This window comes from Herbaspirillum lusitanum (genome assembly GCF_026127345.1).
Taxonomy (GTDB): Bacteria; Pseudomonadota; Gammaproteobacteria; order Burkholderiales; family Burkholderiaceae_D; genus Herbaspirillum; species Herbaspirillum lusitanum.
On record NZ_QXFG01000008.1, the window covers coordinates 389,972 to 414,059 of the forward strand.

Sequence of the window (24,088 nt, forward strand, 5' to 3'; positions counted from 1 at the left end):
ACCTCGGCAAGGACAGCTGATGTCGTTTAATACTTATTTCTTGACGACATTACAACGGGTAGGACGAGATTTGTCTTTTAACGCATTTTACCGTCTGGCGGTTTACACCGGCAGGCCGGTTGCGTATTTATTCGACTAAGTTGTTTTTCAGCGCATAGTGCGTGAGCTCGGCGTTGTGGCGCAATTTCATTTTGGCCAGGACGCGTGAACGATACATGCTGATGGTTTTGACCGAGAGCAATAATTCGGCCGCGATATCGCTGACGGTCTTGCCGGACGCGATCATCACCATGGTCTGGTATTCCCGGTCGGACAGGGTTTCGTGCAGTGGTGTTTCGTGGTCGAAGCCGATCTGGTTGGCCAACTCCTGCGCCAGCGACGGGCTGATGTACTTGCGGCCAGCGGCGACCTGGCGGATCGCATTGATCAATTCGGCCGGCGCCGCCTGTTTGTTGAGAAAGCCCGCCGCGCCGGCCTTGAGGGCGCGGATGGCGTACTGGTCTTCGCGGTGGATGGACAGCATCAGCACCGGCAGCTTGGGAATTTCCTTCTTGATTTGCTTGAGGACGTCGATGCCGGTGCGATCCGGCAGGATGATGTCGAGCAGCAGCACGTCGCAGTTGCCCAGGCGCGTCAGCTTGATGGTTTCCAGCCCGTTCTCGGCGTTGCCGACCACGATGATGTCCTTGGTGCCGCTGCAGATCTGCCGGAGGCCTTCGCGCACGATCGCATGATCGTCGGCGATCGCCACTTTGATGGCAGAGCTGTTCTTTTTCATTATTGGCATGGGTTGCTATCTGTCTCCGGCTGAACGTGGCGTTATTTTATAAGGTTAGCGGCGGATGGGGCAGGAAGCGTCAACAGCAGTTGCGTGCCGCCGCTGTCGCCTTGCGACACCTCCAGCGTTGCGCCGACCAGTGCGGCGCGTTCGTGCATGCCGCGCAAGCCCGACGACTGCGGCCGCGTACCGGCATCCTGCGGCAAACCGGCGCCGTCGTCGGCGATGATCAGCGTCAATATCGTGCCGTCATGGCGCAGCGAGATGTCGACGCTGCGTGCAGCTGCATGGCGACCGGCGTTATGCAACGCTTCGCGTGCGATCCGGTACAGGCTGACGCTTTGGAACGCATCGAGCAGCATCGGCGGCAACTCGTCGCCGATGACATCGACATGCAAGCGGTGCGGCACGCCGGTCTGGCGCGCGAAGCTGCGCGCCAGCCATTCCAGCGCAGCTTGCAGGCCGAGATCAAGTACGGCCGGATGCAAGTCGTCGATGATGTCGTGCATGGCGTCGAGCGCACCGTCGATCAGGCCGTCGGCGTGGCGCGCCTGGTCGAGCAGGGCATCGTTGTCGCGGGGAAGTTGCCCGCCGAGTTGGGCCAGCGCCATCTTGAGCGCGGTCAGGTGGCTGCCGAGTTCGTCGTGCAAGTCTTTGGCGATGCGCCGGCGTTCAGCTTCCTTGATGCGGTCGGCGGTCGGGTCAGGGCGGGCGGCAGGAATGTCGCTCATGGTGCAGTAAGGTGGAAAAGCGAGGAATCAAGCGGCAATCATAAGGCAGATGAAGTGCAAATCTGCAGATAAAGGTAGCGTCAAGGCGATTTAACGATGATTGATGCGCCTGAAAACGAGTCCCGGTGCGGAATAGAAGATTTTTGGCGCAAAGGCTTCCATTCCGCCCAAAAGCGGTGCTATAATCTCGTCTTTCGCGGCTGTAGCTCAGCTGGATAGAGTACTTGGCTACGAACCAAGGGGTCGTGGGTTCGATTCCTGCCAGCCGCACCAGATATAAAGGGTCCATCGCAAGATGGGCCCTTTTGTCTTTTCTGCTCCACAAAAGTCTGCTTTTGAAGTGACCTCCACATTGACGTATCTCCGGATCGGCGGCCGCGATCATTGCATTGATGGTGATGGCGAAGCCGTTTTGATCGCGGTGAGATGGCCATCGCACAAAAACTGTTGCGCTATTTGAAAATCCCTATATAATCGCGCCTCTTGCGGCTGTAGCTCAGCTGGATAGAGTACTTGGCTACGAACCAAGGGGTCGTGGGTTCGATTCCTGCCAGCCGCACCAGATATAAAGGGTCCATCGCAAGATGGGCCCTTTTGTCTTTTCTGCTCCACAAAAGTCTGCTTTTGAAGTGACCTCCACATTGACGTATCTCCGGATCGGCGGCCGCGATCATTGCATTGATGGTGATGGCGAAGCCGTTTTGATCGCGGTGAGATGGCCATCGCACAAAAACTGTTGCGCTATTTGAAAATCCCTATATAATCGCGCCTCTTGCGGCTGTAGCTCAGCTGGATAGAGTACTTGGCTACGAACCAAGGGGTCGTGGGTTCGATTCCTGCCAGCCGCACCAAAATGAAAAGGGTCCGTCGAAAGACGGGCCCTTTTGTTTTTGACCTATTCCAGACTTCCAGACCAGACCGTGGAGCATTCATGAGCGCAACCAGCAAATTTCCCTACAAGGGACAAGCCGTCTATCCGCAAGTGGCGCTGCAGGACAACGGCCAATATGCCGCCTGCTTCATCATCCGGGCGGGCTACGACGAAAGCGGCGAAATTCGCTACGTGCGCGAATTGCCGACTACCGAGTTTCCCAGTGAAGACGACGCCGTCGCCTACATCCTCGATTTTTCCGCTGAATGGATTGATCAGAATCCGCTGTAAGCCGCGCGTCCGCTGACGCAAGAATTACGCGTTCAACACCAGTTCGCGCGACGAGGACAGTTTGAAGGTGTTCACCACCGTCACCAGCGAGCCGGCTTGATCCAGCAGCGATTGCGCCGCCGCCGTGGCTTCTTCCACCAGTGCGGCGTTATGCTGCGTGACGTCGTCCATCTGCATGATGGCCTGATTGACCTGCTCGATGCCGGTGCTTTGTTCCAGGCTGGCGTTGCTGATGTCGGCGACGAAATCGCTGAGCGTCCTTATGCTGTCGACCACCTGGCCGATGGTGGCGCCGGCTTCCTCCACCAATGTCCTGCCCGAAACGATCTTGCCGACCGAATCATCGATCAGGCTCTTGATCTCCTTTGCCGCACCGGCCGAGCGTTGCGCCAGTGCGCGCACCTCGGTGGCGACCACCGCGAAGCCGCGGCCTTGTTCACCCGCGCGCGCCGCTTCCACCGCAGCGTTCAGCGCCAGGATATTGGTCTGGAAGGCAATGCCGTTGATGACCGAAATGATGTCGACGATCTTGCGCGACGATTCATTGATGGTCGCCATGGTTCCCACCATCTGATTGACTGCGTTGCCGCCGGCGATCGCCACCTGCGAGGCCGAGGCGGCGAGCTGGTTGGCGTGCAGGGCGCTCTCGGCGTTCTTCTTGACGGCCGAGGTGAGCTGCTGCATGACCGATGCGGTCTCTTGCAGCGAGCCGGCCTGGCGTTCGGTGCGCGACGACAGATTGAGGTTGCCTACGGAAATTTCCTTCGACGCGGTACCGATGGTTTCCGCCGATTGCTTGATGTGATCGACTGAGCGGGCCAGGTTGCCTTGCATGGTTTTCATCGCATGGATGAGGCTGGTTTCATCGTTGTCGGCGAGGCGGATTGTTTCCGTCAGATCGCCTGACGCGATGCGGTCGGCGACACGCACCGCATAGGCCGGTTCGCCGCCGAGCTGGCGCAGCAGGCTACGCGTGAGCACGATGGCGGCGGCGATGCCGAACAGCACGGCGGCCGCGCTCAGCGCCAGCAGCACCAGGCGGCTCGAACGATAGGTGGCGTCAATGCTGCCGGCAACGCGGTCGATGCCCTGACGCTGCAGGCGCAGCAGTTTGTCGACCGAGGCCTGGTAGCGGGCGGCGCTCGGCAGGTAATTTTTCTCGAAGGCGTTCTTGGCCTGGAACAGCTTGCCTTCGGCGCGCAAGGCGAGGATGGTGTTGCCGGCTTCGTGGTAAGCCTTGCGGTTGGCGTCGATGTCGGCGAACAGTTTTTGTTCTTCGGGCGTATCCAGCAGGCGCTGCACTTTGGCTTGGAGTGCAGCGGCATTCTTTGCCGCGTCGCCGGTCGCCGTTTCGAAATACCCGGCCAGGCTGAGGTCGGTGCTGCGCGCAATCGCGGTGGTGCGTGTGATCGAGGTGGAAATATTTGAATACCAGTCGCTGATCAGGCGTTCCTTGGCCAGCGGCATCTGCATCATGGCATTGGTCGCTTCGGCCACCGACTGCAGGCGCCAGATCCCCATTGCGGCAACGATCGCCATCATCAGCAACACCACCCCGAAGCCCGCGGCGAAGCGCGTCCCGACTTTCCAGTTCTTCATGCGTCTCTCGTTATTTTGTGTCGCCGTTGAGCCTCAATGGCTGCGCCGACGATATTGGATTGCCGAGGATGCTAGCACCGGAGAATGATCCGGAATAATGAAAAATAACGGGAAAGCAATATCAAAAGCGGAAGAAAAGTTTCCGTTTTGTCATCAGCAAATCAGGCAGGGCGATCTCGGAAGGAATTCAGGCGTGGGCGCACAGCGTCAGGTAGCGCGAGAAATGCGCATAGTCCGGCGTCGCCAGGCCGGCGGTCTTGGCGAGGTCGTCCCAGCGCCGCAGGCGAGTGGCGTCGACTGCGTGCGGCATGGCGATGAAGTCTTCCGCCTGCTGCCGGTCAAAGACGCCGCCTTGCAATTGCAAGCTGCGCACCGAGTCCGCGGACAGGGATGAGAAGTACGCCGGCTCGACCGCGCACAGATAGCGCTTGGCGTCGACGTGCAAGCGTATCGGCGCCAGTACGTCTTCGCCGAAGATGGCGCGCAGGAACGGCAGGATGCGGTATTGATGCAAGTCGTCGATGCCATTGGCGGTCGGCGTGTCGTGGATGTCGTAGCCGGCGGAGGCGTCTTCGAGCATGTGGCCGAGGTCATGCAACAGCGCGGCGGCGATCAGCGCCGGTGCCGCATTCTCACGCTCGGCCAGCGTAGCGGTTTGCAAGGCATGTTCGAGTTGCGTCACGGGCTCTCCGGTGTACTGAGCGTGGCCGTGGCGGCGGAAAAGGAGTTCGATGTCGGGAAGCGTCAGGGACATGGTGTGCGGATACGGAAAAGCAGGGCGCGCGAAGCTCACATGATAGCGGCGGCGTACGGCCTTATTATGACAATTCGATGACCGTAGCGATGAGGGTAAGGACACCCGGCACAAACGAGACTCGCTGTGCAGCGTCAAGACTTGTTAATAACCGTAACAGTTTGTAATAGCGATAGATACAGGGTGAGACGGGGTATATCTTACGAACTCCCCCCTCTAATTCATCCCCTGAATTAGATTTAACCCGCGCCGCAAGGCGCGGGTTTTTTATTGTCCGGTCGATTTTTCGGACGACTTCGCGCTCTTCCGTCGCTCTTCCGATTCGTCAATTTCAGATCCGGCGCTGATACCTGCTCCTATAAAGTGTTATACTTTAATGGTAATCATTATCATCTAACGCGTAGGAGAAAAATCATATGATCGGTATCAAGAAACTCGCAGTAGCCGCCGCCATGTTCGCAGCCTTCTCGGCCGCCAGCGCCGCCGAATATCCTATCGGCAAACCGCAGATTCAGAATGGCATGGAAGTCAGCGCGGTCTACCTGCAACCGATCAAGATGGAACCGGACGGCATGATGCGCAAGGCGGAAGAATCGGACGTCCATCTGGAGGCCGATATCCGCGCCGTCGCCAAGAATCCCAACGGTTTTGCCGAAGGCGACTGGATGCCCTATCTGGTCATCAAATTCGAACTGACCAAGGCCGGTTCGACCAAGGTCATCAAGGGCGACATGATGCCGATGGTGGCCAGCGACGGCCCGCACTACGGCGACAACGTCAAGCTCGACGGTCCGGGCAAGTACAAGCTGAAGCTGACCATCTCGCCGCCATCGGCCAACGCGCACGCCCACTTTGGCCGTCACGTCGACAAGGAAACCGGTGTCGGCGCCTGGTTCAAGCCATTTGAACTGTCCTACGATTTCACCTTCGCCGGCGTCGGCAAGAAGGGCGGCTATTAATCAGCGACCGAGCTGGTTTAGCGAGAGCGCATGCGCAGCCGATCGCGCATGCCGAGTTGACCGGCCTTGCCTTTGTGCAAGGCCATGTAGTTTGGGAGTACTGAATGTTCTTGCGTAAATCGCAACCTTTGCAATCTTCACAATCCTCGCGCATTTTGGCTACCTTGATCGGCCTGGCCTGCTCGCTGTCCGCAGCCGCCGCATTTGCTTCGGATCTGCTGACCTTCAAGCTTGAAATGGCGGACGGCAAATTCAAGCCGGCACGCATCGAAGTCCCTGCCGGGCAGCGCATCAAGATTGAAATCCACAACGTCGGCAAAACCGCCGCCGAGTTCGAAAGCGTGGAGTTGCGCAAGGAAAAAGTCCTGGCGCCGGGCGCACAGTCCTTCGTCGTGATCGCACCCTTGCGTCCGGGCGAGTACAAGTTTTTCGACGACTTCCATCTGAACATGCCGCAAGGCGTCATCGTCGCCAAATAAACGGCGCAGAGCTGTGATCGTGGTTATCGGCAATATGCAATTGAAAGGGATGTAATGGGGCAGGTGCTATTTATCGTCTGGCGTGAAAGCGTCGAGGCCTTGCTGGTGGTCGGGATTCTGTATGCCTGGCTGAATAACGGCGATGCCGCCGCACGTCGCGGCCTGCCGTATCTGTGGGGCGGCGTGGCGGCAGGCATTGTGGCTGCGCTGGCATTGGGCGCCGCCTTGCTCGGTTTCAGCGAACTCCTGTCGGGCGACGCCCAGACATATTTCCAGATCGGCATGGTGCTGATCGCCGCGGTGCTGATCGTGCAAATGGTGTTCTGGATGCGCAAGCACGGTCGCACGCTCAAGAAAGACATGGAAAGCTCGATGAAGGCCAACTATGAAGCCGGCAACTGGTGGGGCGTGTTCCTGCTGGTGGCGCTGGCGATTGCGCGCGAGGGCAGCGAAACGGCCGTGTTCCTTTACGGGATTGGCATGGGCGAACAGGACGCCAGCCGCGGCGCGCTTATTTTTGCCGGCGTGCTCGGTTTCGCCTTGGCGTTCCTGACTTTCTACCTGCTGCAACTGGGCGGCAAGGTTTTCTCCTGGCGTCGTTTTTTCCAGGTGACCGAAATCATCCTGTTGCTGCTGGCAGCCGGCTTGTTGCTGACGGGGGTTGAAAAGCTGCTCGATCTGCTGCTGGAAAGCTCGGACTGGTTCTCCTCGCTCGGCTTCGTCTCGACCCTGACTGCACCCGTCTGGGACACCAGCTGGCTGCTGGATGATTCGAGCACGGCAGGCAGCCTGATATCGACGCTGACCGGCTATCGCGCCCGCCCGGCGCTGATGAGTATTGCAATTTATGTCATATATTGGCTTGTGATATCCTCCGCGCTTGGCAAGTCGAAATCTACACAAGTTAACAGGCAAGCAGCATAAGGCGATATGAGCACCAGTACGCTTCCCAATACCCGTCTGGCGCGGACGGGTGACTGGATGCGCCGCAATGGCGCATTGATCCGCGGTATTCAGTGGATCGTCGTACTGGTGTACGCCGTGCTCATTCTTGTTCCCATTTTCCTGCCGTTGCCGGACGAAACCGCGCATATCTGGTCCAATCTGACCCTGATTGCGCAGTTCTGCTTCTGGGGCATCTGGTGGCCGTTCGTGCTGGTCAGCATGGTGCTGATGGGCCGTGTCTGGTGCGGCGTATTGTGTCCCGAAGGCGCATTGACCGAGTTTGCCAGCAAGTTCGGTAAAAACCGGGCAATCCCGCGCTGGATGCGCTGGGGCGGCTGGCCCTTCTTCGCGTTTGCGCTCACCACGATCTATGGTCAGATGGTCAGCGTTTATCAATATCCCAAGGCGGTACTGCTCGTGCTCGGCGGATCGACCCTCGGCGCCATGATCGTCGGCTATTTGTACGGCCGCGAAAAGCGCGTCTGGTGCAAATACCTGTGCCCGGTCAACGGCGTGTTCGGCTTGCTGGCCAAGCTGGCGCCATTTCATTACAAAGTCAACGAAGACGCCTGGCGTGCTTCCTACGATACTCACGGCAAGAAGACCATCGCCGTCAATTGCGCGCCGCTGGTTCCCCTGCGCAACATGAAGGGGGCTTCCGATTGTCATATGTGCGGTCGCTGCAGCGGCCATCGCGACGCCATCGCGCTGACATGGCGCGCACCGACCGTTGAAATCGTCAAGGTCGGCCGCACCAGCAACAACCTGTGGGAAAGCTCGCTGGCGCTGTACGGCCTGTTCGGCATCGCCATCGGCGCGTTCCACTGGAGCGCCAGCCCCTGGTTCGTCGAAGCCAAGCAATTCATCGCCACCTGGCTGATCGATCGCGACATCATGTGGCCGTTTGCGACCAACGCGCCATGGTGGCTGCTCACCAACTATCCGCAACAAAGCGACGTGTTTTCCTGGCTCGACGGCGGCCTCGTGGTGTCTTACATCCTGGCGACCGCCGCCGTGCTGGGCACCGCGCTGACCGCCTTGTTCGCACTGAGCAACCTGGTGCTGGGATCATGGAGCCGTTCCCGCTTCAATCATCTGGTGCAGGCAACGATTCCGCTGGCCGGCTGCGGCGTGTTCGTCGGCTTGTCGGCAACCACCATCAGCTTGCTGCGTGCGGAACATTGGCCGGTTGACTGGGCCAATGACGTGCGCGCTGCCTTGCTCACGGTCATGACCTTGTGGAGCGTACTGCTGGCCTGGAAAGTCATCGGCCAGCACACAGAAGCATTCTCGCGCCGGGTACTCGCCATGCTGCCCGTGATCGGTGCGCTCGCGCTGGTCAACTACGCGTGGCTGCTGATGTTCTGGATCTGGTAATTCCCTGATTCTCTAATTCTCTTCTCGGAATACCGCCGGGTTTCCCCCGTTCCGTCGCTTTGCAGGACTCGCGTAAAATAGCGGGTTTGGTCCGACAGGACCTTGTTTCCGGAACCAACCTGCAAAGATTCTTATGGCGCGCCCCCGTTTCCTTCCCGACAATCTGACGTTGATGCTGTTTGCGGTGGTCCTCACCGCCAGCCTTTTGCCCTGTACCGGCGTGGTTGCCGTCGGCTTCGACTGGCTCACCACCTTCATGATCGGCTTGCTGTTTTTCATGCACGGCGCCAAGCTGTCGCGCGAAGCCGTGATCGCCGGCATGGTGCACTGGCGTCTGCATGTGACGGTGCTGTTGTGCACCTTCGCCGTCTTCCCCGTGCTCGGCCTGATTCTCAAGCCCGCCTTGTTGCTGGTGATTACGCCGGATCTCTATCTCGGCATCCTGTTCCTGTGCGTGCTGCCATCGACGGTGCAATCCTCGATTGCTTTTACATCGGTCGCGCGCGGCAACGTGCCGGCCGCCATCTGCGCCGCCTCCGCTTCCAATCTGCTGGGAATCTTCCTGACGCCGCTCATGGTCGGCGTCATCATCGTGGCGCACAACGCGGAACATTCCTCGCTGGGCTCCATCCTGAAGATCGTCTATCAGTTGCTGCTGCCGTTCGTGGCCGGCCAGATCGCCCGTCCCTGGATCGGCGCCTGGATGGATCGCAACAAGTCCTGGCTGCGCTGGGTGGACCAGAGCTCGGTCCTGCTCGTCGTGTACGTCGCGTTCAGTGAAGCGGTCAATCAAGGCTTGTGGCGCCAGGTGCCGCCGGTCATGCTGGTCAGCCTGATTGTGATCAGCTGTTTGCTGCTGGCGATCATCATGTCGATCACGACGTTCGGCAGCCGCCGTCTCGGCTTCAACAAGGAAGATGAAATCACCATCGTTTTCTGCGGCTCCAAAAAGAGCCTCGCCAGCGGCGTGCCGATGGCAAAGGTTTTATTTGCCAGCCAGACCGTCGGCATGGTCCTGTTGCCGCTGATGCTGTTCCACCAGATCCAGTTGATGGTGTGCGCGATATTGGCGCAACGTTATGGCAACCGTCCGGAAGTTACGAAGCCGTCTGCCTGAGTAGCGTCTCCTTCATCTGAAAAGCCCGCTTGAATCTGCTTCTCGCGGGCTTTTTCATTGCTTGCGTCGATGCCGTGAGAAGAAGGCCAGCATCAGTTTGCCGGCGTCCGGGCCTTTGGCATTGAATGGAAGCGCGTCATCGCCGCCGCTCCAGGCATGACCGAGGCGGGCGATGTGCACTGACCGGACCAGCACCTTCGAGCCCGTGGCGAAGTCGCGGACCGTCATCGAATTTTTGCGCGGGAATTGCTTTGAGGTCCTCCCAAAGTCTTTCGTCACCGGCGGCAATGGCGCCAATGGCGCCTGTGTGGCGGCATGATTCAGTCGCAGGAATTGCCCGGCCAGCTGCAGTTGGTTGATGGGACGCACGATCTTGTCGTCGTCCCCGGTAATCAGGATCGCCGGCATGCCCGGAAACCCAGGCGTCTTGGCCAACAACTTGTCTATCGGCGCCAGAGCTTGGGTACTACCATGTTGCATCACGCCGTAGGCGCCGACCGCGCTGCGACTGACACCGAACAGCGGAGCGGAATGCATGCCGACGGCGGCGATCAATTGCGGATGAGTCAACGCCAGGATCTGCGCCATGGCGGCGCCGGCGGAGATGCCGCAAGCATAAATGCGACTGCGGTCGATCGCCTGTTGCGCCACGATCTTGTCGATCATCTGCACGATCAATGCAATGTCGCCGCCACCGCGCTGGGTTGCGGCGTCATACCATTTCCAGCAGCGATTGGGGTGTGTGCGCAGCGACTGTTCCGGATACAGCACTGCGCAGCCTTTGGCGGCCGCCAGCTGGTTCATGCGTGTGCCGGCCGCGAAATCGTCGGCATTCTGTTCGCATCCGTGCAGCATGACGATCAATGGAATCGGCGCAGCGGTTCCCGGAGCCAGGGATGGCAAGAACAACCTGTAGTGCATGCGACGCACCGGCAGGCCGGCGGTGACGCAAGATGAACTGATCCAGTCCCCGGGCGCGGCTGCGCGTGGCAGTGACTTTGGAAGCACGGGTTTGCGCGAGGCCGTGCCGGATGGCGCGCGCTTCGCCTTGGGACTGGATACGATCGCCTTGAGTGCTTTGCTCGCCCGTTTCTGGTGTGCTTTGCCGGCTTTTTTAAGGCTGCTCAGCCACATTCGGTTCAGTTTTTTGAACATGTCAATCCGTCAAGAAGTGTCGGGGCAGAGCGCCACAAGGAAGACGGCGAGAACGCAATAATGTTCAAACAATTTGCTGCGCTGCGTTAATCTGGAGCCTATACGGATGAAGGAGACGTCAGATGGACCTGATCTTACGCAACGCCACGCTGCCTGATGGCGGGCAGCAAGCAGATATCGCCATTGAAGCAGGCCGCATCGTGGCAATCGGTCCGGCGTTAACCCTCAAGGGAGCACAGGAAATCGATATCGCCGGCGATTTGGTGACGCCGCCGTTCGTCGATGCGCATTTCCACATGGACGCTACGCTGAGTTACGGCCTGCCGCGAGTGAATGCCTCCGGCACGCTGCTTGAAGGCATCGCGCTGTGGGGCGAACTGAAACCTGAGCTGACGCAGCAGGCGCTGGTCGGGCGCGCGCTGCAATATTGCGACTGGGCGGTCGCACGCGGCTTGCTGGCGATCCGCTCGCACGTTGATGTTTGCGACGATCGCCTGCTGGCGGTCGAAGCCTTGCTGCACGTGAAGAAACTGGTCGCGCCTTATCTTGATTTGCAACTGGTGGCGTTTCCCCAGGACGGCCTGCTGCGCAGTCCGACCGCCTTCGCCAATCTGCAGCGCGCGATCGCCATGGGCGTCGACGTGGTCGGCGGCATTCCCCATTTCGAGCGGACCATGGCCGAGGGGGCGGAATCGGTCAGACTGCTATGCGAATTCGCCGCGGAAAACGGATTGCGCGTCGACATGCATTGCGATGAGTCCGACGATCCCATGTCGCGCCATGTCGAAACCCTGGCCTATCATGCGCAACGCCTGGGTTTGCAGGGCAGGGTGGCGGGATCGCACCTGACCTCGATGCATTCGATGGACAACTACTACGTCAGCAAATTGCTGCCGCTGATCCGCGAAGCCGGCGTCGCGGCAATCGCCAATCCATTGATCAACATCACGCTGCAAGGCCGCCATGATACTTACCCGAAGCGGCGCGGCATGACCCGCGTGCCGGAGCTGCTGGCCGCCGGCATCGATGTCGCCTTCGGCCATGACTGCGTCATGGATCCCTGGTACAGCCTCGGTTCGGGCGACATGCTGGAGGTCGCGCACATGGGCTTGCACGTAGCGCAAATGACCGGCCAGGAAGCCATGCGCAGCTGCTTCCGCGCCGTGACGGAAACGCCGGCGCGTATTCTGGGCCTGGAAGGCTATGGCTTGCAGGCCGGTTGCCATGCCGACCTTGTGGTGCTGGACGCCGGTGATCCGATTGAAGCGATCCGCCTGCGCGCCGCGCGTCGTTTCGTGATTCGCCGCGGCGTCGTGATCAGCCAGGCGCCGCCGGCGCATGCACAGCTCAATTTGCCGGGACGGCCGGGCAAGGTCGATTTCAGGCTGGCGAAATAACGGCTTTACCAGCAATAGCGAAACCGGTGATCAGGCAGCGGCGCGCAAGGTTCTGGCTGCGGCGACCATGTTGCCCAGCGCCGGCAAGACTTCCGCCCACTGACGCGTCTTCAGGCCGCAATCCGGGTTGACCCACAGGCGTTCCACCGGAATGCGCTCGGCCGCCTTCTTCATCAGTTGCACGATGTGCTCCTGGGTCGGAATGTTGGGCGAGTGGATGTCGTACACGCCGGGACCGATTTCGTTCGGGTAGTTGAAGTTGTCGAAGGCGTCCAGCAACTCCATGTCCGAACGCGAGGTTTCGATCGTGATCACGTCGGCGTCCATGTCGGCGATCGAGGCGATGATGTCGTTGAACTCCGAATAGCACATGTGGGTATGGATTTGCGTTTCATCGTCGACGCCGTTGGCGGTGATGCGGAACGATTCGACCGCCCAGTCCAGGTACTCTTTCCATTGCGACTTGCGCAGCGGCAGGCCTTCGCGCAGCGCCGCTTCGTCGATCTGGATGATGCGCACGCCGGCTTTTTCCAGGTCCAGCACTTCGTCGCGGATGGCCAGCGCCAGTTGCTTGCACGAGACCGAACGCGGCTGGTCGTCGCGCACGAAGGACCAGTTCAGGATGGTCACCGGGCCGGTGAGCATGCCCTTCATCGGCTTGGCCGTGAGCGATTGCGCATAGGTAATCCATTCCACTGTCATGGCTTGCGGACGACTGATGTCGCCGAACAGGATGGGCGGCTTCACGCAGCGTGAACCGTAGGATTGCACCCAGCCGAACTGGCTGAAAGCGTAGCCTTGCAGTTGCTCGCCGAAGTACTCGACCATGTCGTTGCGCTCGGCTTCGCCATGCACCAGCACGTCCAGGCCCAGGGTTTCCTGTTCGCGCACGCTGCGTTGGATCTCGGCCTGCATTGCGGTCTTGTAACCGGCATTGTCGAGACGGCCGGCCTTGAACTCGCTGCGGGCATGACGGATTTCCGGGGTCTGCGGGAATGAACCGATGGTGGTGGTCGGGTAAGCCGGCAGCTTCAGCAGCGCGGCTTGCCTGACGGCGCGTTGCTGGTAGACGTTGGCGCGCCGGCCGAGTTGGGAATCGATCCCGGCCACCGCAGCTTGCACTGCCGGATCGTTGACGCGCGGCGATGCGCGGCGGGCGGCGAGAGCGGCCTGGTTGGCGGCCAGTTCGGCCTTGACGGCATCGCGTCCTTGGCGCAGCGCCTTGCCCAGCAGGCGCAGTTCGTCCAGTTTTTGCTGCGCATAGGCCAGCCAGGACTTGATCTCGCCATCCAGCTTCTGTTCGCTGTTCAGGTCGACCGGCACGTGCAGCAGCGAGCACGAAGGCGCCACCCACAGGCGTTCGCCGAGGCGGTTGGCCAGCGGTTCGAGCCAGTCCAGCACGGCGCTCAGGTCGGTTTTCCAGATGTTGCGACCGTTGATCACGCCCAGCGACAACACCTTGTCGGCGGCCAGCAGCTCGATCAGCGGCAGCACGTCGTTGCGGCCGTTGATGGCGTCGATGTGCAGGCCGGCCACCGGCAGGCTGGCGGCGAGCTTTTGATTTTCCAAAAGCTCGCCGAAGTAAGTCGCCAGCAGCAGCTTGACGCCGCTGTTCTTCAGTGCCGCGTAGGCGGTGTTGAAGGCGTTTTTCCAGGCGGCGTCCAGTTCGGTGACGAGTACCGGTTCGTCGATTTGCACCCATTCAATGCCTTGCGCGGCCAGCGCATCCAGCAGTTGCACGTAGACCGGCAGCAGTCGCGGCAACAGCGCCAGCTTGTCCGAGTCGTCCTTGGCCTTGCCCAATGCCAGGTAAGTGACCGGACCGACGATGACCGGCTTGGCCTTGATGCCTTGCGCCTTGGCTTCAGCCAGTTGCGTCAACAGGCGCGAAGTGTCCAGCTTGAACTCGGTGGCGGCGGTGAACTCCGGGACGATGTAGTGATAATTGGTGTCGAACCACTTGGTCATCTCACCGGCGGCGACGCCAGCGCAGCAGGCGCCATGGTCTTCGGCTCCTTGTGCCGAGCGACCGCGCGCCACGCGGAAGTAATTGTCCAGGGTATCGCCGTGGAAATCACGTACACGCTCGGGCAGGTTGCCCAGCGTGAAACTCATGTCGAGCACTTGATCGTAGAACGCAAAGTCGCCGACCGGAACGAAATCGAGGCCGGCTTGGTTATCCCAGTGACGCTGGCGCAATTGCGCACCCAGGTTTTTCAGTTCGTCGCGCGAGGATTCGCCTTTCCAGTAGGACTCCAGTGCGAACTTCAGCTCGCGCTTGGCGCCGATGCGGGGGAAGCCCAGATTGTGGATCGTGGTCATGGTCTGTCAATTCCAAAAAGTGAAGAATGGACAGATGGTAGATCCTGAATTCCATGACGTATAATGGTATTAACTCAGTGATCCATGAGTTTTACTCATTTGAAATGGTCGACAATGCTAGAGCGCATCCATCTTGCCGTAGTCCAGGAAGTCGAAAAACAGGGGTCCCTGACGGCCGCAGCCAACGTCCTTTGCGTGACGCAGTCGGCGTTGAGTCACAGCATGAAAAAGCTGGAGCAGCAGCTGGGGACGGATATCTGGCTGCGAGAAGGGCGCAACCTGCGGCTGACGCAGGCAGGAGAATATCTGCTTGCCGTCGCCAACCGCGTGCTGCCGCAACTGAACCAGGCCGAAGAACGCCTGCGCCAGTTCGCCCAGGGCGAGCGCGGGGCCTTGCGCATCGGCATGGAATGCCATCCCTGTTACCAATGGCTGCTGAAAGTGGCGTCGCCTTATCTGGCGGCGTATCCCGATGTCGACGTCGACGTCAAACAGAAATTCCAGTTCGGCGGCATCGGTGCGCTGTTCGGTTATGAGATCGACCTGCTGGTCACACCGGACCCGCTCTACAAACCGGGCCTGAAGTTCGTGCCGGTGTTCGACTACGAGCAGGTGCTGGTGGTCGCGCGCGACCATCCGCTGGCGAAAGCAAAATACGTCAAGCCGCAGCAGCTCACCAACGAGATATTGATCACGTATCCGGTCGCCACCGACCGCCTCGACATCTACAATCAATTCCTCATGCCGGCCGGCGTGACGCCCAAGCGCCACAAGACGATCGAGACCACCGACATCATGATCCAGATGGTCGCCAGCGGGCGCGGCGTGGCAGCCTTGCCGCGTTGGCTGGTGGAGGAATACGGCGGCAAGCTTGATATCGTCCCGGTTCGTCTTGGCGCCAACGGCATCGCCAAACAGATCTTTCTCGGCGCCCGTGAAGGCGATCTGGAGATTGACTATCTGCAGGCATTCATCGAGCTGGCGCGCAAGCCGGCGGCATCTGCGGGCGTGGCGAAGCGCTCCCGGGCGCTTGGGCGATGACTACTGGGTGCGGCGCTGTCGGTCTCGGTCTCATAACGCCGCACGATTCATTTCGATCACTGACAACACCAAGGCATTCAACCGCATGAACTCAGGCATCCGCACGCTGCACATCCCCGATCCCGAGCGCGGCGCAAGCGCGCCGTGCGTGGTCCAGTATCCGACGCTTGCCGCCGCCATGCAGACGACCATCGGCCCCTATGTCTTCGACGCGGCGCCGGATGCACCGATCGCGCCGGGGCAGTTCCCCGTGTGCGTGGTCTCGCACGGCGGCGGCGGATCGCATCTGCTGTACCGAAGCATAGCCGGTCATCTCGCCGCGCACGGCTACATCGTCGTCAGCCCGGAACATGCCGGCGACAATCGCAACGATCGCTCGCTGTCCAACACCGATGCCGCCGCGATTGGCCGGCCGGGGCAGACGTCGCGTGCGCTCGACGCCGTGCTGGCAGATACTTTTTTCGAGTCAGCGGCGGATGCCGGTCGCATCGCCATGCTGGGACATTCGATGGGCGGCTATACCGCGCTGGCGCTGGCCGGTGGACATCCCTGGTCGCGTTCGGGAGAAGCGCTGCCGGTCGTGGCAGACGCGCGCATCCGTGCCGCCGTATTGCTGGCGCCGGCGACCGACTGGTTCATGGCGCCAGGCGCGCTCGATGACGTGCATGTGCCTTTGCTGGCGCTGGCGGGAGAGCGCGATCCGATCACGCCTGCGGAAAGCATCCGGAAAGTTCTGTCGCAGTTGCCGGCAAGTACGCCGCTGGATTTTTCCGTGGTGGCGGGCGCCGGGCATTTTTCTTTTCTGACGCCTTTTCCGGAAGCGATGCAGCGGCCGAATTTTCCGCCGTCCCAGGATCCGCCCGGTTTCGACCGCGAACAGTTCCATCGCGAGTTGCCGGAGCTTATTCGGGCGTTTCTGGCGCGTACTCTCGGAACAAGCTGAACCGGTAAAAAACATCGGTACAATCCGCCCATCATCCACACAGTGAGCCCGCCATGGAAATCAACCTGCTCCCGCATGCACTCAACATCACTACGCTGGCGCTGTTCGCCGTCGTGGCGCTCGTGACCATCGCCACGCCCGGTCCGACCGTGTTGCTGGCGCTGGCCAACGGCGCGCGTTACGGCGTGCGTCGTTCCTTGCCCGGCATGCTCGGCGCGGTGTCGTCGGACTTCGTGCTGGTCGGTTCGGTGGCGCTCGGACTGGGCGCGGTGCTGGCGGCATCGGAGTTCTGGTTCTCCGTCGTCAAGTGGATCGGCGCGATCTACCTGGCGTGGCTCGGTATCCGGTTGCTGCGTTCCAAGGGCGGACTGGATCTGTCGCGCGCCCAGGCCGATGACGGCGAAGCTGCGCCGATGCGCATCTTCGGCAAGTCGTTCCTGGTGGCGGTGACCAATCCCAAAGGTTATCTGTTCTGTTCGGCGCTGCTGCCGCAATTCATCAACGCGGCCGAACCGCAATGGCCGCAATACGCCGCCATCAGCGTGGTGTTCGCGGCGCTCGATTTTTCCGTGATGCTGGGCTACGCAATCATCGGCGCGCGCGCCGTCAGCCTGTTGCGCCGGCGCGCGGTGCTGTGGCTGGATCGTTCCTGCGGCGCCATCCTGCTGGCATTGGCGGGCACCATGGCGTTTTATCGGCGCGGCGCCAACTGACGGCTAAAACCGACGCGAAAAAAACCGGCACGATGCCGGTTTTTTTATTGCCACGCTCCGCTGAGTTACTGCTTCAGCAAGCTGCACTTCGATTCCGCGACGGTCGTGAAAGCCTGTTCGCCGGGGATTGTTTCCACCAGCTTCAGGTAATCCCACGGCTTCTTCGATTCGGCCGGCGACTTGACCTGGTACAGGTACATGTCGTGGATGTTGCGGCCGTCGGCCCGGATGTAGCCCTTGTTATAGAAGTCGTCGATCTTCATTTTCTTGAGCTCGGCCATGACCTTGGTCGAATCGTCGGTCTTGATCGCCGCGACCGCCTTCAGGTAGGTCGTGGTGGCGGAGTAAGCGGCGGCCTGGTGCGTGCTCGGCATCTTCTTCATCTTCAGGAAGAAGCGGTTGGCGAACTGGCGCGAGGCGTCGTCCTTGTCCCAGTACCAGCTGTCGGTCATCATCAGGCCCTCGGCGTTGTTCAGGCCGAGTGCGTGGATGTCGTTGATCACCATCAGGAGACCCACCAGCTTCATGGTCTTGGTGACGCCGAATTCCTTGGCCGCCTTGATCGCATTGACGGTATCGTCGCCGGCGTTGGCCAGGCCCAGTATCTGCGCCTTGGAGCCCTGCGCCTGCAGCAGGAAGGAGGACATGTCGGAGGCGAACAGCGGATGCTTCACCGAGCCCACCACGGTGCCGCCGTTGGCCTTGACCACGGCGCCGGTGTCGCTGGCCAGTGCATGGCCGAAGGCGTAGTCGGCCTCCAGGAAGAACCACGATTTGCCGCCTTGCTTGAGGACTGCCTTGCCGGTGCCCTTGGCCAGGGCGACAGTGTCGTATTCATAGTGCACGGTATAGGGCGTGCATTCTTCGTTGGTCAGGCGCGCCGAGCCGGCGCCGATGTTGATGTAGACGCGCTTCTTTTCCGCCATGACCTTGTTCGTCGCCAGCGCGGTGGCGGAGTTGACGCCGCCGATCAGCATGTCGAGGCCGCGCTGGTCGGCCCATTCGCGCGCCTTGGTGGCGGCGATGTCGGCTTTGTTGAGGTGATCGGCGGACAGCACTTCGATCGGCTTGCCCAGCACCTTGCCGCCGAAGTCGGCTACCGCCATGCGGATCGCTTCGAGGCCGCCGGCGCCGTCGGTGTCGGCGTAGGGGCCGGACATGTCGGTGATGAAGCCGATGCGAACGGCGTCGTCGGACACTTGCGCCTGCGCGCCGCCGGCGCAGAGCAGCATGGCGCCGCCCAGGGTGGATGCGGCGATCAGGCGCGCGAGGGTGTTCAGCTTGTAGTGTGCTTGCATGGTGTCTCCTTGTTGTCGATGCTTTCTGATGAAGCGATCTGTGATTGCTTTGGTGCTGCCGTTACTGCTGCGGTATTGCTTTTGCCTGCCATGTTATAGCTTACTTCCCGCGTCGCTGCGCCAGCAGCTTGACTGCAAAATCGACGCGTACGTCCTTGGCGGCGACCATTTGTTGCACCACCCAATCCATCTCTTCTGCAGATGCCCCAGCCGCCAGTCCGATATTGCGGGCATGCAGCGCCATGTGGCCGCGCTGGATGCCTTCGGTGGCGAGCGCGCGCAGGGCGGCCATGTTTTGCGCGAGGCCGACGGCGACGGCGATCTCGGCCAGTTCCTGCGCCGATTTGACGTCCATCATCTTGAGCGCCAGGCGCGCCAGCGGATGCGTCTTGGTGGCGCCGCCGACCAGGCCGACCGGCATCGGGATCTCCAGCGTGCCGACCAGGTGGCCGTCGTTGCCGATTTCCCAGGTGGAGAGCGAAGTGTAGTGTCCGTTGCGGCAGGCATAGGCATGCGCGCCGGCTTCCACCGCGCGCCAGTCGTTGCCGGTGGCGACGATGACCGGGTCGATGCCGTTCATGATGCCCTTGTTGTGCGTGGCGGCGCGGTAAGGATCGACGGCGGCGAAAGTATAGGCGTCGACGATGCGGTTGATGACGTCGGCGCCGTCGTAGTCGGCCGTCGTCAGCGCTTCAGGCGAGACGCGCACGTGGGCGCGCGCCAGGCGCAGGTCGGCGAGGTTGGACAGGATGCGCAGGCGCACCTTGCCGCCGGTGACCTGTTCGATATGGCCGGCCACTGCTTCGGCCATGGTGTTGACGGTGTTGGCGCCCATCGCGTCGCGCACGTCGACGATCAGGTGCACGATCACCATCGCGCCGCGCGGCGTATCGGGGAAGACGTGCACTTCAACGTCCTTGCAGCCGCCGCCCAGGCTGATGAGCAACTGGTCGCGGCTGTTGGCGATGTCGATGATGGCCTGGCGATCCTTGAGGATGGCCAGGCGCGCGCCGTAAGGATCGCTCACGCCGATCACCTGCACCTGGGCGCGCATCAGCGGCGCGCTGCTCGAGGTGTGGAAGCCGCCGCAGTCGCGGATCAGCTTGGCCATGAAGGAGGCGGCCGCGACCACCGAGGGTTCTTCCACGGCCATCGGCACCAGCACGTCCTTGCCGTTCAACTGGAAATAGCCGGCCACGCCCATCGGTATCTGGAAGGTGCCGATCACGTTTTCGATCATGCCGTTGGCGACTTCCAGCGGCAGCGCGGCCGGATTGGCGAGCAGGGCGACTTCGTCTGCCGTGAGGTTGGCGCGCTGGGCGATCTGCTCCAGGCGTTGTTGCGGATTGAGCGAACGGAATTGCGGGAGTCGGGAGTCGACGGTCATGTGTGCCTCTGCTTTGTCTCAGTGTTGTCTTAGTCTTATGCGCCGGCAGGAGCCGGATGGAATGAGGCAAGAATAGCAGGCTGTACCCAATTTATTTGGTACACTTTTGGCGAACAGTGCAGTAACTGTACCCAAGACACTTGTCCTGCGATGCAACATCCGCCCGGAGCCGCCATGCCCAGCGTTTCACCTTCTTCTTCCATTCCTTCCACACTGACGCAACGGCTGGTGCAACTGATCCGGCGCCAGATCAGCGAAGGCGTCTATGCGCCGGGCAGCCGCCTGCCGTCGATCCGCGACATGGCGAAAACCCACGACTGCGCCAAGAACACCATCGTCAACGCCTTCGATTACCTGACCGCGCTGGGCGTGCTGGAGCCGCGCCGCGGTTCCGGTTTCTTCGTCTGCGCGGCGGCGCCGGCGATCAAGGATGACGACGAAGCTTCGTCGCTGAGCCGCGCGATGGACGTGGTCTGGCTCATGCGCGAACAATTGAAGAGCGATCCCGAGCACTTGCGGCTGGGCGACGGCTTCCCGCCGGTGGACTGGCTCAACGAAGTACGGCTCGACAAATTCCACCAGAAGGTGGTGCGCACCGGCCTCGGCGCCTTGTTCGGCTACGGCAGCCGTTTCGGTTACCAGCCGCTGCGCCAGCACCTGGTGCATCGGCTTGCGAATCACGGCATCGACGCCTCGGCCAGCCAGATCGTACTGACCCATGGCGCGAATCAGGCGCTCGATATCGTGATCCGCAATTTCGTCAAACCGGGCGACCGCGTGCTGGTCGACGAGCCCGGCTACTACATGCTGTTCGGCAAGCTCAAGCTGGGCGGCGCGCGCATCGTCGGCATCCCGCGCCTGGCCGACGGGCCGGACCTCGAGGCGCTCGAGCGCGAGCTCAAGATCGGCAAGCCCTGCCTGTTCTTCACGCAGACGCTGGCGCACAATCCGACCGGTTCCGACACCTCGCCGCACAAGGCGCACAAGATCCTGCAACTGGCCGATCGCTACAACGCCATCGTCGTCGAGAACGATACCTTCGCCGACTTCAAGCCCAACGCCGCGCCGCGCATTTCCACGCTGGATCAGCTGCGCCGCACGATCTACGTCGGCAGTTTTTCGAAATCGGTGTCGGCGGCCTTGCGCGTGGGCTTCCTGGCCTGTCATCGCGATCTCGCCAGCGACCTCGCCGACATCAAGATGCTGGTGCACGTGAGCAGTTCCGAATACTGCGAGCGCACGCTCGACGTCATCCTCAGCGAAGGCCATTACAGCCGCCATGCCGCACGCTTGCGCGATCGCCTGACGCAGGCCACCGAGAGCTCGCGGCGTCTGTTGGAGAACATGGGCGCGGAACTGTTCTGCTCGCCGGCGCAATCGATGTACCTGTGGGCGGCGATGCCGGGTTATCCGGATTCCAAGGCGCTGGCGCAGGCGCTGATGCGGCAGAACATCGTCACCGCGCCGGGCAGCATTTTCCATATCGATACCGAAGCGCCGTCGCGCTGGTCGCGCTACAACGTCGGCCTGCTCGGCGATCCGCGTTTCGCGGCGGCGATGCAGGGCTTGCTGCCCTGAAAGCGTTCCGCAGGGCAAGCAGGGGCGGCGAGCCGGTTTGCTCTAGAATGGATGCCTTTCCAGGGCAATCACTTACCTTCCATGTTAGCCAAACCACCACTGCTGAGCGTCGCCGAAGCATTGAAATTCCTGCTCAAGTCGGCCGTGCCGCTGAACCAGGCCGAAACCATTCCCACACTGGAGGCCAACGGCCGCGTGCTGGCCGCGCCGCAGGTATCGCAGATCAACGTGCCGGGCATGGACAATTCGCAGATGGACGGCTACGCCGTGCGCGCCGCGGAATGCGCGAGCGGCGAGACGCGCCTGCGGGTGTCGCAACGCATTCCGGCCGGCCATGTCGGCGTCGCGCTGGAGCCCGGCACGGCCGCGCGCATCTTCACCGGCGCGATGGTGCCGCAAGGCGCGGACGCCATCGTCATGCAGGAAGCCTGTGAGTTCAGTAAAGATGCCGACGGCGACCATGTCATCGTGCGTCATGTACCGCAAGCAGGCGAGTGGATTCGTGAAACCGGTGAAGACATCAAAGCCGCCGACACCATCCTGCCGGCCGGCGTGCGCTTGCGTCCGCAAGAGCTGGGGCTGGCCGCATCGGTCGGTCTGGCGAGCCTGCCGGTACTGCGCAAGTTGCGCGTGGCGGTGTTTTTCACCGGCGACGAACTGACCATGCCGGGCGAAGCGCTCAAGCCCGGCGCGATTTACAACTCCAACCGTTTCCTGCTGCGCGGCCTGCTGGAAAACTTCGGCTGCGAGGTGAAAGACTTCGGCATCGTGCCCGACCGGTTGCAAGCCACGCGCGACACCTTGCGCGCGGCGGCGGCCAGCCATGATCTGATCATCACCAGCGGCGGCGTCTCGGTCGGCGAAGAAGACCACGTCAAGCCGGCGGTCGAGGCCGAAGGCCGCCTCAACATGTGGCAGATCGCCATGAAGCCGGGCAAGCCGCTGGCGTTCGGCGAGATCAATCGCGGCAGCGGCAAAGCATTTTTCCTCGGCCTGCCGGGCAATCCGGTATCGACCTTCGTCACCTTCCTGGTGTTCGTGCGGCCATTCCTGTTGCGCCTGCAAGGCATCGACAACGTCGCGCCGCGCACCTTGACGCTGCGCGCCGATTTCAACTGGCCCAAGGCCGACCGCCGCCAGGAATTCCTGCGCGCGCGTTTCAACGATGCCGGCGGCCTCGACCTGTTCCCGAAACAGGGATCGGGCGTATTGACTTCCACCGTCTGGGGCGACGGCCTGATCGACAATCCGGCCGGCAAGACCATCGCCGAGGGCGATCTGGTGCGCTTCATTCCCTTCGATCACTTGCTGCATTGAGCACGCCGATATTTTTCAGGACCAGAATCACATGAAAATAGAACTCCGTTTTTTTGCCAGCGTGCGTGAAGCGCTCGGCGTCACGCAAGAGATCATCGACTTGCCCGACCACGTCAAGACCGTCGGTGACGTGCGGGCCTTCCTGATGGGACGCGGCGGCCTCTGGATGGAAGTGCTGTCGCCAGAGAAGGCGCTGCGCATGGCCTACGACCACAACATGGTCGAACCGGGCACGCTGATCGAAGAGGGCGGCGAAGTCGCGTTCTTCCCGCCGGTAACCGGCGGTTGAGAGAGACCATGTCACTGCAGAAGGAAGACCTCGATCGCATTGCCGGCGGCACGCTGGCGCACTACGAAGGACGCGCCGACGACTTCCGCGAAGGCACGCGCGACCATGACGTCAGCCAGAACATCAATGCCTTGCTTGATGCCATATCGGAATCTCCATCGGCATCGGCGCCGCTGACGATACTCGACTTCGGCTGCGGTCCCGGCCGCGACCTGCGGACGTTCAGCAAGCTCGGCCATCGCGCGATCGGCCTGGACGGCACGCCCAGTTTCGTCGAGATGGCGCGCACCGATTCCGGCTGTGAAGTGTGGCAGCAGAACTTCTTTGAACTGGACTTGCCCGCCGCCTTCTTCGACGGCGTGTTCGCCAACGCCTCGTTGTTCCATGTCCCCGTCGCGGAACTGCCGCGCGTGCTCGGCCAGCTGTTCGACGCATTGAAGCCGGGCGGCGTGCTGTTCTGTTCCAATCCGCGCGGCAGCAACAGCGAAGGATGGAGCAGCGGGCGCTATGGTTCGTACCACGACCTCGAGGCATGGCGCGGTTTCATGACGGCGGCAGGCTTTGTCGAAATCCGGCATTATTACCGTCCCGATGGCTTGCTGCGTTCCGAGCAGGCGTGGCTGGCCACGGTGTGGCGCAAGCCTGCCGGGACTTTGGCGACAGTCAGGCGCAGTTAAAAACAGCCGGGCGTCAATGTAGCGCGCGGGAAAAAGCAGGCAGGAACCAAGTGAGGAGACGCTCATATGT

At 61.4% G+C, this 24,088-nt stretch carries 23 protein-coding genes and 3 tRNA genes; 18 read left to right on the top strand and 8 right to left on the bottom strand.

From position 1 onward, the window contains the following. Positions 1-127 precede the first annotated feature (127 nt). Positions 128-778 carry a response regulator gene (locus DXT88_RS10245; RefSeq protein ID WP_016835055.1) on the bottom strand — a complete coding sequence of 217 codons (651 nt, stop codon included), beginning with the start codon at positions 776-778 and terminating at the stop codon, positions 128-130. Positions 779-819: 41 nt separating this feature from the next. Next, a complete protein-coding gene (locus DXT88_RS10250; RefSeq protein ID WP_265213172.1) occupies positions 820-1,509 on the bottom strand; it encodes a sensor histidine kinase in 690 nt (229 codons plus the stop codon). Positions 1,510-1,705: 196 nt separating this feature from the next. On the opposite strand from DXT88_RS10250, the gene DXT88_RS10255 reads away from it, so the two are divergent. From DXT88_RS10255 to DXT88_RS10270, 4 genes are all read left to right on the top strand, one after another. After that, a tRNA-Arg gene (locus DXT88_RS10255) sits at positions 1,706-1,782 on the top strand. Between the two features lie 212 nt (positions 1,783-1,994). Then, positions 1,995-2,071: transfer RNA gene (locus tag DXT88_RS10260), tRNA-Arg, on the top strand. A 212-nt stretch (positions 2,072-2,283) separates the two neighbouring features. Further along, positions 2,284-2,360, top strand: a tRNA-Arg gene (locus DXT88_RS10265). A gap of 80 nt (positions 2,361-2,440) precedes the next feature. After that, positions 2,441-2,671: a hypothetical protein gene (locus tag DXT88_RS10270; RefSeq protein WP_016835056.1), complete on the top strand. Its 231-nt coding sequence runs from the start codon at positions 2,441-2,443 to the stop codon at positions 2,669-2,671. 24 nt (positions 2,672-2,695) lie between these two features. Here DXT88_RS10270 and DXT88_RS23410 read toward each other — a convergent pair whose 3' ends face one another. Both DXT88_RS23410 and DXT88_RS10285 read right to left on the bottom strand, forming a co-directional pair. Continuing rightward, the gene (locus DXT88_RS23410) at positions 2,696-4,270 is read right to left on the bottom strand and encodes a methyl-accepting chemotaxis protein (protein WP_016835057.1); all 1,575 of its coding nucleotides are present in this window, start codon (positions 4,268-4,270) and stop codon (positions 2,696-2,698) included. 187 nt (positions 4,271-4,457) lie between these two features. Further along, positions 4,458-5,024, bottom strand: coding sequence for a phosphonate degradation HD-domain oxygenase (locus DXT88_RS10285; RefSeq protein ID WP_029363633.1), 567 nt, complete (start codon positions 5,022-5,024; stop codon positions 4,458-4,460). A 416-nt stretch (positions 5,025-5,440) separates the two neighbouring features. Between DXT88_RS10285 and DXT88_RS10290 the strand changes: the two genes are divergently transcribed. From DXT88_RS10290 to DXT88_RS10310, 5 genes are all read left to right on the top strand, one after another. Further along, positions 5,441-5,983, top strand: a complete 543-nt coding sequence (locus DXT88_RS10290; RefSeq protein ID WP_016835060.1) for an iron transporter — start codon at positions 5,441-5,443, stop codon at positions 5,981-5,983. 104 nt (positions 5,984-6,087) lie between these two features. Beyond that, positions 6,088-6,462 (top strand): cupredoxin domain-containing protein, encoded by a 375-nt coding sequence (locus DXT88_RS10295; RefSeq protein ID WP_050977729.1) that lies wholly within the window; start codon positions 6,088-6,090, stop codon positions 6,460-6,462. A 54-nt stretch (positions 6,463-6,516) separates the two neighbouring features. Then, complete coding sequence (locus DXT88_RS10300; RefSeq protein WP_016835062.1) at positions 6,517-7,386, top strand: FTR1 family iron permease; 870 nt, start codon at positions 6,517-6,519, stop codon at positions 7,384-7,386. Between the two features lie 57 nt (positions 7,387-7,443). Beyond that, on the top strand, positions 7,444-8,784 hold the full coding sequence (locus tag DXT88_RS10305; RefSeq protein ID WP_265214127.1) for a 4Fe-4S binding protein: 1,341 nt from the start codon (positions 7,444-7,446) through the stop codon (positions 8,782-8,784). 133 nt (positions 8,785-8,917) lie between these two features. Then, entirely contained in the window at positions 8,918-9,901 is a 984-nt protein-coding gene (locus DXT88_RS10310; protein WP_265213179.1) for a bile acid:sodium symporter family protein, read from the top strand. Positions 9,902-9,955: 54 nt separating this feature from the next. Here the strand turns inward: DXT88_RS10310 and DXT88_RS10315 are convergent, their stop codons facing one another. Beyond that, the gene (locus DXT88_RS10315; protein ID WP_265213181.1) at positions 9,956-10,822 is read right to left on the bottom strand and encodes an extracellular catalytic domain type 1 short-chain-length polyhydroxyalkanoate depolymerase; all 867 of its coding nucleotides are present in this window, start codon (positions 10,820-10,822) and stop codon (positions 9,956-9,958) included. A gap of 22 nt (positions 10,823-10,844) precedes the next feature. Between DXT88_RS10315 and DXT88_RS10320 the strand changes: the two genes are divergently transcribed. Further along, positions 10,845-11,117: a hypothetical protein gene (locus DXT88_RS10320; RefSeq protein ID WP_162098081.1), complete on the top strand. Its 273-nt coding sequence runs from the start codon at positions 10,845-10,847 to the stop codon at positions 11,115-11,117. A 61-nt stretch (positions 11,118-11,178) separates the two neighbouring features. After that, a complete protein-coding gene (locus DXT88_RS10325) occupies positions 11,179-12,453 on the top strand; it encodes an amidohydrolase family protein (RefSeq protein WP_265213183.1) in 1,275 nt (424 codons plus the stop codon). A 30-nt stretch (positions 12,454-12,483) separates the two neighbouring features. Here DXT88_RS10325 and metE read toward each other — a convergent pair whose 3' ends face one another. Further along, a complete protein-coding gene (gene metE, locus DXT88_RS10330; RefSeq protein ID WP_265213185.1) occupies positions 12,484-14,775 on the bottom strand; it encodes a 5-methyltetrahydropteroyltriglutamate--homocysteine S-methyltransferase in 2,292 nt (763 codons plus the stop codon). Positions 14,776-14,889: 114 nt separating this feature from the next. Here metE and DXT88_RS10335 point away from each other — a divergent pair, with 114 nt between their 5' ends. The 3 genes from DXT88_RS10335 to DXT88_RS10345 all read left to right on the top strand — a co-directional run bounded on the left by DXT88_RS10335 (position 14,890) and on the right by DXT88_RS10345 (position 17,472). Beyond that, complete coding sequence (locus DXT88_RS10335; RefSeq protein WP_265214129.1) at positions 14,890-15,816, top strand: LysR family transcriptional regulator; 927 nt, start codon at positions 14,890-14,892, stop codon at positions 15,814-15,816. An 85-nt stretch (positions 15,817-15,901) separates the two neighbouring features. Beyond that, complete coding sequence (locus DXT88_RS10340) at positions 15,902-16,759, top strand: alpha/beta hydrolase family protein (RefSeq protein ID WP_265213187.1); 858 nt, start codon at positions 15,902-15,904, stop codon at positions 16,757-16,759. 53 nt (positions 16,760-16,812) lie between these two features. Then, the gene (locus DXT88_RS10345) at positions 16,813-17,472 is read left to right on the top strand and encodes a LysE family translocator (RefSeq protein ID WP_265213189.1); all 660 of its coding nucleotides are present in this window, start codon (positions 16,813-16,815) and stop codon (positions 17,470-17,472) included. 65 nt (positions 17,473-17,537) lie between these two features. Here the strand turns inward: DXT88_RS10345 and DXT88_RS10350 are convergent, their stop codons facing one another. After that, entirely contained in the window at positions 17,538-18,770 is a 1,233-nt protein-coding gene (locus DXT88_RS10350; protein WP_407649306.1) for an ABC transporter substrate-binding protein, read from the bottom strand. A 100-nt stretch (positions 18,771-18,870) separates the two neighbouring features. Continuing rightward, positions 18,871-20,157: a hydroxymethylglutaryl-CoA reductase, degradative gene (locus DXT88_RS10355; RefSeq protein ID WP_265213191.1), complete on the bottom strand. Its 1,287-nt coding sequence runs from the start codon at positions 20,155-20,157 to the stop codon at positions 18,871-18,873. Positions 20,158-20,331: 174 nt separating this feature from the next. Here DXT88_RS10355 and DXT88_RS10360 point away from each other — a divergent pair, with 174 nt between their 5' ends. The 4 genes from DXT88_RS10360 to DXT88_RS10375 all read left to right on the top strand — a co-directional run bounded on the left by DXT88_RS10360 (position 20,332) and on the right by DXT88_RS10375 (position 24,018). Continuing rightward, the gene (locus DXT88_RS10360; RefSeq protein ID WP_029363635.1) at positions 20,332-21,735 is read left to right on the top strand and encodes an aminotransferase-like domain-containing protein; all 1,404 of its coding nucleotides are present in this window, start codon (positions 20,332-20,334) and stop codon (positions 21,733-21,735) included. A gap of 81 nt (positions 21,736-21,816) precedes the next feature. Next, positions 21,817-23,052 (top strand): molybdopterin molybdotransferase MoeA, encoded by a 1,236-nt coding sequence (locus DXT88_RS10365; protein ID WP_265213193.1) that lies wholly within the window; start codon positions 21,817-21,819, stop codon positions 23,050-23,052. A gap of 31 nt (positions 23,053-23,083) precedes the next feature. Then, positions 23,084-23,341, top strand: coding sequence for a molybdopterin converting factor subunit 1 (moaD, locus tag DXT88_RS10370; protein ID WP_016835075.1), 258 nt, complete (start codon positions 23,084-23,086; stop codon positions 23,339-23,341). An 8-nt stretch (positions 23,342-23,349) separates the two neighbouring features. After that, the gene (locus DXT88_RS10375; protein ID WP_265213195.1) at positions 23,350-24,018 is read left to right on the top strand and encodes a class I SAM-dependent methyltransferase; all 669 of its coding nucleotides are present in this window, start codon (positions 23,350-23,352) and stop codon (positions 24,016-24,018) included. Positions 24,019-24,088: the final 70 nt, after the last annotated feature.